Below are 12,691 nucleotides of genomic sequence, written 5' to 3'. Positions count from 1 at the left end.
CTTCCGAAAATTTAGAGTAAGAGTGCTTTATACCTTGCACATCAAAACTAAAAAAGTCCTAATCACAAAATAGTGATTAGAACTAATTTAAGAAATTTACCAACAACAGTTGTCAAAGAGCCTAAATACGTGATTGATGTACTCTATACTTGACCTTTTCATCAAATTAAAAAGGCATCCAGAATGTTCAACATTCTGGATGTCTTTTACGTAAAACATCGTTATGACCTGATACTTCCGAGCGAACTACTCAAAAAAGTAGAGCCTAATTTTATACTGACAATCTTATTCTACATTCCCGACTAAAACATCACGCAGCCTTGCTAGTACCCGTCCGATAATTCAAGCGAAAACCTGGTTGAACGTTAAAGATATAGACATTGAACCGAATCGCACGGCTACCAATTGATTCAGCTTGCATCTCTACCCCATTTGCTAACAAGTTATTACCAGCGAATACCGGTTTAACTTCGTAGCGGACGTAATGTGATCGGCTGCTTCGTAAATAGCTAGCCACCTGATTTTCATACTTTTCCATACCGGGAGCGTTCAGTGATCGGGTCCCCGTCATGAGATTTTTCAGATTATTATTTTGACCCGTGAGTTGATAGCCAATTAAGTGGCTCCGGTTGTAAAGCCAACCACCATAACCATGTTTATTGTGCCAGCCGGTAGGATTAACGTATAACGGTTGCCGTTCAGTATGTGGCATCAGCCGTTTGTTCAACATTGCATCCGCCGTGGTCACTCTGTTTAACCGATCCAAATTACCATAATGTTGCCAAGCACCCTTATTAATGCTCAATCGGTTTAACTTTGGCTGATTATGGTTAATGATCACGATTTGCTGCCCGTGATAGTTGAGCTTTTGCAGTCCTGAAGCACTGGCTTTAGCCTGCTTGATATGCTTAACGGATACTCGCTTAACAACTGGCCGACGCTTAACGTGGCGATGATGCGTCGACTTATGGTGAGCAGTGGCTTGATCCGTTGCAGCTAGCGTCAAGCCCCTACGTTTAGCGGTTTGCAAACTAACCGTGAATACTTTTCGAGCTCGGTTTAGCCCACGATTATGGCGATGATAAAAATAATGCTTACCTGTCCTTGTAACGTAAACCATCGTGGCGGCATTGGCATTGCTTGGTTCTTCAGTAACACTTACTGGTACTGCTAAAATTGTGACGGCGACAATCAATGATAGTACCATCTTGAACACTTTCGACATTTTATCTTCTCCCCAACAGACGAGTAATAATCCGTTATTATTAAATTAGTAACTGATTAATTATACAAGTCATGATATGTTGGGGTCAATCGTAAATGTATTTAAACTATAACTATTTATTTATACAAGTGTTTTAATTTTAGCGTACACCAGATCAGTAACTTTACCTTTATGGAACCAAAGCCAAAATTTCCACAACAAAAAACCAGCCTGAGCCTCCGCCGCTCAAGCTGGTATTTGATTTCAGTTTCATTAATAGCGTAACTTAATTATATCACTTTTGACCTTATTGTCGAGTAACACGGCCAGACTGGGCTAGCCGGGCTTTAGACCAATTGGGCATCAACTACTTAACGATTAATTGGTTAAGATCGCCAAGGCGTAAGATCAAGTCAGACAGCTGGCTTAACTGGCTAAGACGGTTATTCTTAACGGCTTCATCATCCGCCATGACCATGGTTGCTTCAAAGTAATCATTGATCACTGGCTTCAGGGCTGCTAAGGCGTTGTAGTAAGCCGGAATATCTAATTCTGAGGCTTGCTCTGCAACTTGATCCACAGCGTCGTGAAGCTTGGGTTCACTATCGTTATCAAACAAGCTGGTATCAACCGCTGTCACTTTGGCCTTATCTGCTTTTTGAGCAATCCGCAGAACCCGAGTCAAGGCTTCGATGGTACCCTTGAAATCATCATCGTTTTGGTGATCAGTCAGCACTTGAGCAACCGTGAAGTTATCCAGTAAGTCAGTGTTGGGTCCGCCAATAACGGCGTCCACAATATCATGTTTAACCTTTTCACCAAGCAACGTCACTTTGATCCGGTCACGCAAGAAGTCACCAACTGCTTTGATTTGAGCCTTTTGATCCAAATCAGGGGCCACGTTAGCGCTCACTTCAGCATCAATGGCGTCGGCCACCATTTCCTGATTGAAGTGCCACTTGTTGGTGCGGATAATCCGCACGATACCTGTAGCCTGACGACGCAGTGCATAAGGATCGTTAGAACCGCTTGGAATCATCTCAGCTGCGAAGAACGTCAGAATACTGTCGATCTTATCAGCAATGGCTAAAACCGCACCAACGGTTGATTCTGGCAAATCACCATCGGCTGAAATTGGCATGTAGTGTTCGCGGATTGCTTGAGCAACCACTGGGTTTTCGCCGTTTAATAAGGCGTACTTCTCACCCATGACCCCTTGTAACTCCGCAAATTCGCCGACCATGCCGGTCACTAAGTCGAACTTGTAGATGTGCGCTGCCCGGACAAGGTCTTTGATCTGGGTATCATTCAAGCCAAGCTTTTGACCCAGATTAGCGGCGATCACAGCGACCCGCTGCATCTTGTCATACATGGTGCTGATCTTATCGTGGAAGCTAACTGTCTTCAGTCGTTCAACGTAGTCGTCAATGGTCTGTTTTTGATCTTCTTCATAGAAGAACATCGCATCAGACAAACGGGCAGCCAGCACACGTTCGTTACCAGCAATCACGTTTTGAATGTGATCAGCGTTCCCGTTACGAACGGAAACAAAGTGCGGCAATAATTTACCGTTTTGATCCAGCACGTAGAAGAACCGCTGGTGATCACGCATTGAAGTAATCAGTACTTCGTCTGGGATCTTGAGGTACTTTTCATCAAAACCGCCAGCAAAAGCAGTTGGCCATTCAACTAGGTTAGTCACTTCTTCCAGCAGATCTGGATTTAATTTGATCACCCAGTTATGATCCGCAGCCAGCTTTTCGATTTGCTTTCGGATCTCTGCCTTACGCTTCTTAGCGTCAGCAATCACAAATTCGCTGGTTAAAGCGGCTTCGTAATCGGCAGCTTGTGCTAACGTAATGGTCTTACCCAAGAACCGGTGACCGCGAGTTTCCCGGTCAGTCGTCACGTCCAAGATCTTAAATGGAATGACTTTGTCATCTAACAGTGCAACCAGCCACTTGATGGGACGGATATATTCAAAGTGATAACTGCCCCACTTCATCATCGTTGGAAAAGTCATGCCGGTAATGACGTCCTTCAAACCAGCTAAGACTGATTCAACAGGCTGACCAGCAATGTGTTTTTGAACGTAGACGTATTCGGTTCCCTTTAATTCCTTAAAGGTGATGTCGTCCACCGTGACCCCTTGGCCACGAGTAAATCCTTGGGCGGCTTTCGACCAGTTACCCTCTTTATCCAAGGCAATTTTCTTAGCTGGGCCCTTGACTTCTTCATCGATATCAGGCTGTTTGTCAGCTAAACCGCTAATTTGAACGGCCAACCGGCGCGGCGTTGAAAACGACTTGATGTCATCAAAGCTAATCCGTTGTTCTTTGAGGTACTTCTTGGTTTTTTGAACGAGTTGCTGGATGCTTGGGGTCACAACGTGAGCGGGCATCTCTTCCAAACCAATTTCAAGTAAAAATGTATGTGCCATTACTTTTTGTCCTTTCCGTCTGCTAATAATGCTTGCCGTTTTTCTTCATCCTTGATCAACGGGAAGCCAAATTCCTTCCGTTTAGCGACAAAGGCTCTGGCAACACTGTGCGCCATCCGACGAATCCGAGAAAGGTAACCGGCCCGTTCAGTCACGGAAACGGCACCCCGGGCGTCTAACAGGTTAAAGGTGTGTGAACACTTCAAGATGTAGTCGTATGCCGGGTGAACCAGACCGTTCGCAATCTGCTTTTTAGCTTCAGCTTCGTAGTCGTCAAACATCTGCAGCAACATTTCTTGATTGCTTTTTTCAAAACTGTAAGTTGAATGTTCAATTTCGGGTTCACGGAAAATATCGCCGTACATGACACCGTCACCCCATTCCAAGTCGAAAACACTGTCAACGTCTTGGATGTATGAAGCCAGCCGTTCGAGACCATAGGTGATTTCTGAAGTGACGGGATCCACTTCTAGACCACCAACAATTTGGAAGTAAGTGAATTGTGAGACTTCCATCCCATCAAGCCATACTTCCCAACCAACACCGGCACAGCCCATTGATGGGTTTTCCCAGTTATCTTCAACGAAGCGAATATCGTGTTCCAAGGGATCAATACCCAATTCCTTTAAACTGTTTAAATATAAGTCCTGAATGTTTTCTGGTGACGGCTTCATGACCACTTGGAACTGGTGGTGTTGGTACAACCGGTTAGGGTTTTCAGCGTACCGGCCATCCGCTGGCCGCCGGGATGGTTCTACATAAGCCGCGTTCCAAGGTTCTGGGCCGATTGCCCGCAAAAAGGTGTAAGGGCTCATGGTCCCGGCACCCTTTTCGGTATCGTAAGCCTGCATCAGCATGCAGCCCTGTGCGGACCAATATTGCTGCAAGGTCAAGATAATTTGTTGCATTGACAATTTCTTGGTCAAAATGAACTTCCTCCTATTGTGTGACGGCAATGACGAGGGACAAACGGCACAAAAAAAACGTCCCAATGTAGTCTTGTAGACCTACATAGGGACGAAAGTTTATTTTCGCGGTTCCACCCTACTTCTGGGAATCTCCCAGCAGCTTCGTTTGCGCCAGCTCTAAAAGTGCCAATTGGTTCACGGTTACTCCGGCTTTCACCTATCCCGAAGTCGCTGTTTAACCGTTGAACCAACCCTCTTTTTTCATTGCCGATCACTATTCAATTCCTCATTATTCTAAGCGTCTACAAAATAAAAGTCAATCGGGATTGCAGAATTACTTTAAGTCTAATTCGCCCTGCTTTAGCGAAAGCAAGATGGCCAGCACAATAAAAATGAACGATCCGGTAAACGCCACGTGCATCCCGGTAATAAATAGTTGCGGCTGACTCGGCAGATACGTGGTGACCTTAGTGTGGGCAATGAAGCTCATCACGCTGAACAGCACCGTGGTCGACAGCGCGGTCCCCGAAACCATGCCGACGTTTCGCGCCAGCGCATTAATACTGCCAGCACTGCCCAGCTGATCCTTATCCACCACTGACATGACAATATCACTGTTTGGTGACTGGAATAAACCGGTCCCCGTCGCCATGATCACCGTGATGGCACCGTACACCCAGAGCGAACTGTGGCCGTCTAAGAACCAATAACCCAGTTGTGACACCGCCACGGTGCTCAGCCCCAAGGTCACGATTTTAGCGGGGTTGAAACGGTCAGCTAACACCCCGCCAATGGGTCCCGCAATCATCGTCACAACTGGGAAAATGATCATCAATAAACCGGCTTGTCCAGCGCTTAACCCACGAGCATCTTCGAGGTAAAACGGCATCAGCACAACGGTGAAAAAATTGGATAAAAAGATTAAAATTGCCGCCCCGATACCATAGGAAAAGGGTTTAATTTTAAAAATCTGAAGCGGCATCAGCGGTGTTGAACTTTGACGTTCCGCGCGGAAAAACCAGATCACCGAAAGCACGGCGATCACGTAGCCAATCACTGGCACAACGGTGAAGTAACCCACTTCTTGGCCCCAGAAAATAGCTAAAAATAAGCTCACAATCAGTAGCGCAAATGAAAATGAACCGGACCAGTCGATTTTTTTATCCGCCGACTCCGGCGTGGACTTTGGCAGCACAATCTGGCCTAAAATAATGGCAAAAATACCCAACGGTACGTTGATCCAAAAGATGTAACCCCAGCTAAAGTGAGATAACACTAAACCACCGACTCCCGGACCAGCAACAGCACCAAAAGACACAAAAGTACCAATCAGCCCCATCGCTTTACCACGCTCTTTTAGACTAAACGTTGCAGTCGTAATACCATACGTATTAGATAAGGTCATGGCCGAGCCAATGCCCTGAATCACACGGCCTAGCAGCAGAAGTTCAAAGGTCCACTGCAACCCGGAAATGAATGAGCCAATAATAAAAATCGCCGTCCCAATACGAAAAACTTTGATTTTACCGTACATATCGCCCAATTTACCGAAGAATAGCAATAACGCACTCACCACGATGAGATAGATCGAAACCACCCATTCAATCTCATTCATTGGAATCGCCAATTGTTTCGCCATAACAGGCATCGCCACATTGACAATACTTGAGTCCAAGTTGCTCATAAAAGCAAAGATCCCAATTGAAAGCAAAATCCACCAGCGGCGCGGGTCAACCTTTTCCATTTTAACAACCCCCTAAAGCACTCTTATTGGTCTGATTATAACTGGTAATGGCGATTTCGGGGCCGTTAAAGCTCAGCTAAGGATAACCGTTTAAAATATCCTATACCAATTTTACATTTTTTACACATCCATTTAGTAACAGGATCGAACTTTTCCAGTTACATCCTAAAATTGTGAATTATATTGGGCGCCCTTTAATTGTTATAAAAGGATTTTGAACTATTATTCACAAACAAAAACATTGTAAACGGCTACAAAAAAGGTTATCCTCAAAATGTAACAGATAGGTTATAGAAGGTTAACCAATTTATTTTTACCTAGTTTTTATAAACTAGAAGGAGGAATTATCTAATGGCTTATGCAACGATCAATCCATACAACAATGAAGTTGTAAAAGAATATCCTTATGCAACCGAACAAGAATTACAGGCCGCTTTAGCAACCGGTCACGCGCTCTATAAGAAAAACCGCAAGCAACCAGTAGCTGAGCGGGCTGCCATTTTGCACAACGTAGCTGCCAAGTTACGTGAGCATTCTGCTGAATTGGCTCGTGCCTGCACCATTGACATGGGTAAATTACTGCGTGAATCTGAAGGTGAAGTTGAACTTGTCGCCATTATCGCTGACTGGTTTGCTGATCACGGTGAAGAGATCCTGACACCTGAAAAAGTTAAAACCATTGCTACCGGTTCCGCTGAGATCCGTCATTCAGCAACTGGTATCGTCATGATGGTAGAACCATGGAACTTCCCATACTACCAAATCATGCGGGTGTTTGCGCCTAACTTTATCGTTGGTAACCCCATGATCTTAAAGCACGCTGCTAACACACCAACCAGTGCCAAGATGTTTGCGGACATCGTTGCAGAAGCCGGTGCCCCAGAAGGCTCATTAACCAACCTCTTCCTGTCATATGACCAAGTCACAGAAGCTATCGAAGATCCACGGGTTCAAGGCGTTGCTTTGACTGGTTCTGAACGTGGCGGTACTGCCGTTGCCGAAGCTGCCGGCAAGAACTTAAAGAAGAACACCATGGAACTTGGTGGCATGGATCCATTCATCGTTCTCGGTGATGCTAACATGGATGACGTCATCGACATTGCTTGGCGTGCACGGCTTTATAACGCTGGTCAAGTATGTACGTCATCCAAGCGATTTATCGTCATGGACAACGTTTACGACCAATTTGTTGAGGGCTTGAAGGAAAAATTTAGTAAGGTTGTTCCTGGTGACCCACTAGATCCAAAGACTTCCCTAGCACCAATGAACCGTGAAAAAGCTAAGAACAAGCTGCAAAAACAAGTTGATGATGCAGTTGCTGCCGGTGCAACCGTTGTTTATGGTAACGAACCAATTGATCTGCCGGGTCAATTCTTCATGCCAACGATTTTAACCGACATCGACAAAAACAACCCAGCCTACTCAGAAGAAATGTTTGGCCCAGTTGCCGCTGTCTACAAGGTTCATTCAGAAGAAGAAGCCATTGAATTAGCCAACGACAACCCTTATGGCCTTGGTGGTATCGTCTTTGCTGGCGACGCTGACCACGGTGCTGAAGTTGCCGCTCAAATTGAAACTGGCATGGTCTTCGTTAACAACTTCATGGTTACCTTACCAGAATTACCATTCGGTGGTGTTAAACTTTCCGGTTACGGCCGTGAAATGAGCCACATTGGTGAAATGGCCTTTGTTAACGAGCAGCTCATTGTTAAGACTGACAAACCAAACTTAGATAACGTTGCTGGTGGTTTAGTCGCAACTGATCCAGCTTAGTCGTATTGATTTTTAACTGAATTTCATTTCTGGCAAATAAAACGCCAGTAACTTGGTCAATGACCAGTTACTGGCGTTTTGTTTTATTCTTTTTTTGGTTTATCTAACGGTTGCCACTTCATCATTTGGTCCAAGAAGCGTTTGGACTTAGGATAGACCCCAATGGTATCTGAATAAATCATATCCAGTGCCCTGCGTAGATGCCGCTTGGTTTCCTCGTGAACACTGATTGTTTTCAGCTTAGTCAAATCAACTGCTGAAAACTGCCGCAGATAATAAATGGTCCGCTGATCTAAGTCCAACCGGTTAGGATCTAAGTGCCAATGTGCTTGGCAGAGGAGCCCACCGTATGATTCCGAGTAATCAAAAGGCAAGTCGGTCCGTCCGCAGATCACACACTGCCGTAAGTTAGGCTCCACCCCAAATAAACTCATCATTTGAACTTCAAAGATATTGGTGATAATCGCTTCATCTAAACCCTCGTTGATCAGTGACAACGCGTGAAATAGGCGTTGATACCAGCCGCCTAGTAACTGATTATCAGGGATTGCCTTATCCAGCAACGACATGATGTAAGTTGCGTAGGCGTTCTTAGAAATATCCTGCGCGATATTGGTGAAATTCTCGGTATCCTTGGCAGCGTTAATAAACGACAGCCCAGGTTCGCGGATATCACCAGCGTAAACACCATAGGTAAAGGGCAGCAGATCCGCCGTCATTTTGAAGCCGCGTTTTTTGGCACCACGAATGAAAAACATCCGCTTGCCCGCTTCTTCAGTAAAGAACTTGATCAGCATATCTCTTTCGCGATACGCTTTTTGATACATGACAATGCCATGAAAATTCATGAGTTGTCCAGCCATTGTATCACCACACTCTAATAGTCGTCTTTACGGTACCCATATGATTGAAGCGCTGATGATTTATCACGCCATCCTTGAACAACTTTAACCCAGAGTTCAAGGTAGACTTTATCGCCCAACAGGTTTTCAATATCTTGACGGGCCAAGGTCCCAATCTTCTTGAGCATTGAACCGCCCTTACCGATTAAAATACCCTTTTGAGTGGGTCGGTCAACGATGATGGTCGCCTGAATATGAATCTTTTGTTCGTTTTGACGACTCATTTTATCAATGACAACAGCCACTGAATGCGGAATTTCCTGACGCGTCAGCTGCAGAATCTTTTCCCGAATCAATTCTGAAACAACGAACCGTTCTGGGTGATCAGTCACTTGATCATCTGGGTAGTATTGCGGCCCGTGAGGCAACTTGCTGACTAACTCATTTAAGAGCTCATCGACGTTATTACCTTCTAAGGCAGAAATCGGCAGCACTTCTTGCCAATCAAGCGCATCTTTATACTGATCGATCACCACTAACAAATCGTCTGGGGTAATCTGATCAATTTTATTAACCACTAAATAAACCGGCTTTTTAACGGTCTTCAGGCGGTCGATAATAAAGTTATCACCGGCACCGCGCCGCTGTTCGGCATTGACCATCATAATCACGGCATCAACTTCGTTAAGTGAAGACAAAGCGGATTTCATCATGTAGTCGCCTAACTCACTCTTGGGTTTGTGAACCCCTGGTGTGTCGATAAAAACAATCTGGGCGTCATCAGTTGTGTAAATCCCCTGAATCTTGTTACGAGTGGTCTGTGGCTTGTCAGACATAATGGCCACTTTTTGACCCACCACGCGGTTTAATAGTGTTGATTTACCGACGTTAGGGCGACCAACGATTGCGACAAACCCACTGCGATAATTTGGATTATCCAAAATATGCTTCCCTCCTATAAATGAACGTTAAATTTTTGTATGAGTTCTGGAACAAATATTAAGCAGCCAATCACCAAGGCAAAGATTGCTGCGATCAAAACACCGCCAGCAGCAACATCCTTGGCTTTTTTGGCCTCATCATGGTAGTGATAACCAACGATCAAATCGACGATCGACTCGACAACCGTATTCAAAACTTCGGCAACAACCACCACGAAAATGGCTAGGGTTATCCACAGCCATTCATTAGTGTTCAGCCGCAGCCAAATCCCCATGATGATCGCAAGTGCCGCGAGAATAATGTGCTTGCGAAAATTCCGCTCAGTCGACACCAAGCTGTAGACCCCGCTTAAAGCGTGTGTGAGTGATTGGAGAAAGTTACGGTTCTTATTCACTTGTTTATCGTTTAAGCCCATAAGCGTCGAGTATATCCCTTTGTAGTTTGAACATTACTTTTTCATCTTCTGGCTCCATGTGGTCGTAACCATTCAAGTGTAGAAAACCATGAACAACGAGGAAGCCTAGCTCACGCTCATAGGAATGCTCAAGGTATTCCGCTTGCTCGCCCACCTTATCAACTGACACAAAAATATCGCCAATGTTTTCCGGAATCTCTTCTGCTAATTCGTCATCCATAACGATTGGAAAGTCATCGTCTTCGGCACTGTCTTCAATGGCAAAGCTGATCACATCCGTTGCCCGGTCAACGCCCCGGTACTCACGGTTAATTTCTTGAATCCGATCATTATTCACAAACGTGACTGACATCTCGGTATTTTCTTTAAGCTTAATGTATTTGCCCGCATACTCGAGAACATCCTTCACTAACTGAACGTGTTCTTCAGGGACACCATCTTTAGTTTCATCATAAATTTCTAAATCCATGTTTTATCTACTCATCCTTATTTATTTTCCACATCTTCGTACGCGTTAATAATCGCAGCAACCACTGGGTGACGAACCACGTCATCCGACGTAAACGTCACAAAATCGATGTGGTTAACGTTCTTCAAAATACCCATTGCTTGAACCAGCCCGCTTTGACTATGTCGCGGTAAATCAATTTGCGTAATATCACCGTTAACAATCATTTTTGAGCCAAAGCCTAGGCGTGTCAAAAACATCTTCATTTGCATATTCGTCGTGTTTTGAGCTTCATCAAGAATGACAAACGCCCCATCTAAAGTTCGGCCACGCATATAAGCTAATGGTGCGATCTCAATCACACCACGCTCCATCAACCGGTTAGTATGTTCCGCACCCAGAATGGCGTATAGCGCATCATAGATGGGCCGCAGATAAGGATCAACCTTGTCCTTCAAATCACCTGGTAAGAACCCCAGGCTTTCACCGGCTTCAACGGCTGGCCGAGTCAAAATGATCTTTTCAACGTCGCCACGCTTCAAAGCGGCAATTGCCATGACCACTGCCAGATAAGTTTTACCCGTACCAGCTGGGCCAACACCAAACGTCACATCGTTATGCTTAATGGCATCGATGTATTGCCGCTGACCGTAGTTCTTAACCCGAACTGCCCGGCCTTTAGCATCTTTAATGAGGGTTTCAGTATACAGATCTAAGAAATACTCCAGTGTCCCTTTGTCAGCCATCTTCATGGCACTCGCCACGTCAGCACTATTCAGCTGAATCCCTTGCTGAATCAGTTTATCCATATTTTTTAAAATAGCCATGCCTTTTTGAACCTGGAATGGATCACCGGCAACTTTAATGGAATTGCCAAACGGATGGATCGTTACGTTTAACCCTTCTTCTAAGAGTGAAACGAACTGATCCTGCGCACCCAAAATAGCGACGCCTTCTTCTGGATTGGCTAAGATATATTCTTTTTCAGTTTGCGTATTGTCAGCCAAATACAATTGACTCCTTTACATTAAAATAGATTTCTTAGACCATTATACGACAAAGCGCTCAGAAAAGCTCGACCAAGTGTTATATCAGTGATGAACGAGGGTTGTTAGACTTAAATGACCATTCTCATTCACTGAATATAACAAAAATATCAGTCAAAATATGACCATTTTGCGGTATGATATTCTCAGAATGGAGGGACATTTCATGAAAATTCTGGGAATTCTGGGGGCCCATCGAAAAGATGGCTTGACCGCGCAAATGCTGGCCAACGTCTTGGCGGGCGTCCCTGCGCCACACACCACTGAAATGATTTACTTGGAGGATTATGATTTTCACCCGGATCAAGTCGGCAAACGTGATCCCGTATTGGACCAGTTGACCGATCAGCTATTATCGAGTGACGTTTGGGTGCTGGCTGCACCGACCTATTGGGGCGGCCTATCAGGTAGGATGAAAGACTTTCTCGATTGCATGCGCGGCCGGCTAGTGCGCTTTGACCATCAAGGCGGCACCCACCCCGACCGGTTTGAAAACAAACATTATCTGAGTATTACCAGCTGTTACGCTGGTAAACTTGAGAACTTTGTCGCCGGCATTACCGATGGCAGTTTCCGCACCATCGATAAGATTATGTCAGCAGCGGGTGTGATTAAAATTAACGAATTAGTGCTACCCGGTACCCTATTCATGAAACAGGTACCTGCCGCAAAACAAGCTGAATGCAAACGACTGGGCAGTAAGCTAGTAACTAAACCGAAACGAGATGATAATACAATGAAACGTTATATTGAACTTTTCTGCATGGTTGCGGTAATGGCCTTTTTAACAATGGGCATCCAATTCCTGTTTCACTTGATTTATGCTAGTGACTTCTGGCTGATCTACGCCAGCTTCGTGCTGATCTTCTTTGTCCTGTTGGCCAGTATTCTGCATTTCTTCACGGTCGTTAAGCATCGGCGCCGTTAAA

General features: G+C 45.0%; 11 protein-coding genes. 2 read left to right on the top strand and 9 right to left on the bottom strand.

Annotated elements, in window-relative coordinates; translation table 11 throughout:
* Positions 1-310: 310 nt before the first annotated feature.
* The 4 genes from IWT5_RS07655 to IWT5_RS07640 all read right to left on the bottom strand — a co-directional run bounded on the left by IWT5_RS07655 (position 311) and on the right by IWT5_RS07640 (position 6,296).
* Complete coding sequence (locus tag IWT5_RS07655; RefSeq protein ID WP_439959088.1) at positions 311-1,225, bottom strand: DNA/RNA non-specific endonuclease; 915 nt, start codon at positions 1,223-1,225, stop codon at positions 311-313.
* A gap of 346 nt (positions 1,226-1,571) precedes the next feature.
* Positions 1,572-3,644: a glycine--tRNA ligase subunit beta gene (glyS, locus tag IWT5_RS07650; RefSeq protein WP_089109359.1), complete on the bottom strand. Its 2,073-nt coding sequence runs from the start codon at positions 3,642-3,644 to the stop codon at positions 1,572-1,574.
* On the bottom strand, positions 3,644-4,570 hold the full coding sequence (gene glyQ / locus IWT5_RS07645) for a glycine--tRNA ligase subunit alpha (protein ID WP_089109358.1): 927 nt from the start codon (positions 4,568-4,570) through the stop codon (positions 3,644-3,646). Before glyQ ends, glyS begins: the two co-directional genes overlap by 1 nt.
* A 316-nt stretch (positions 4,571-4,886) precedes the next feature.
* Entirely contained in the window at positions 4,887-6,296 is a 1,410-nt protein-coding gene (locus IWT5_RS07640) for an MFS transporter (protein WP_089109357.1), read from the bottom strand.
* Positions 6,297-6,647: 351 nt separating this feature from the next.
* Between IWT5_RS07640 and IWT5_RS07635 the strand changes: the two genes are divergently transcribed.
* On the top strand, positions 6,648-8,069 hold the full coding sequence (locus tag IWT5_RS07635) for an NAD-dependent succinate-semialdehyde dehydrogenase (RefSeq protein ID WP_089109356.1): 1,422 nt from the start codon (positions 6,648-6,650) through the stop codon (positions 8,067-8,069).
* 83 nt (positions 8,070-8,152) lie between these two features.
* On the opposite strand, the gene recO is transcribed toward IWT5_RS07635, so the two are convergent.
* Genes recO through IWT5_RS07610 form a run of 5 tightly spaced genes read right to left on the bottom strand, consistent with a single transcriptional unit; the run spans position 8,153 to position 11,723 of the window.
* Complete coding sequence (gene recO, locus IWT5_RS07630; protein WP_089109355.1) at positions 8,153-8,932, bottom strand: DNA repair protein RecO; 780 nt, start codon at positions 8,930-8,932, stop codon at positions 8,153-8,155.
* Positions 8,933-8,946: 14 nt separating this feature from the next.
* Positions 8,947-9,852, bottom strand: coding sequence for a GTPase Era (gene era / locus IWT5_RS07625; RefSeq protein WP_089109354.1), 906 nt, complete (start codon positions 9,850-9,852; stop codon positions 8,947-8,949).
* A gap of 14 nt (positions 9,853-9,866) precedes the next feature.
* Positions 9,867-10,268, bottom strand: a complete 402-nt coding sequence (locus tag IWT5_RS07620; protein WP_089109353.1) for a diacylglycerol kinase family protein — start codon at positions 10,266-10,268, stop codon at positions 9,867-9,869.
* Entirely contained in the window at positions 10,252-10,737 is a 486-nt protein-coding gene (ybeY, locus tag IWT5_RS07615; protein ID WP_089109352.1) for an rRNA maturation RNase YbeY, read from the bottom strand. The genes IWT5_RS07620 and ybeY overlap by 17 nt, the downstream gene beginning before the upstream one ends.
* A 17-nt stretch (positions 10,738-10,754) precedes the next feature.
* Complete coding sequence (locus tag IWT5_RS07610; protein ID WP_089109351.1) at positions 10,755-11,723, bottom strand: PhoH family protein; 969 nt, start codon at positions 11,721-11,723, stop codon at positions 10,755-10,757.
* A 205-nt stretch (positions 11,724-11,928) separates the two neighbouring features.
* Between IWT5_RS07610 and IWT5_RS07605 the strand changes: the two genes are divergently transcribed.
* Entirely contained in the window at positions 11,929-12,690 is a 762-nt protein-coding gene (locus IWT5_RS07605; protein WP_089109350.1) for a flavodoxin family protein, read from the top strand.
* Position 12,691: the final 1 nt, after the last annotated feature.

This window comes from Secundilactobacillus mixtipabuli (assembly GCF_002217925.1).
GTDB lineage: Bacteria > Bacillota > Bacilli > Lactobacillales > Lactobacillaceae > Secundilactobacillus > Secundilactobacillus mixtipabuli.
This window is presented reverse-complemented; position numbering and strand designations above follow the sequence as displayed.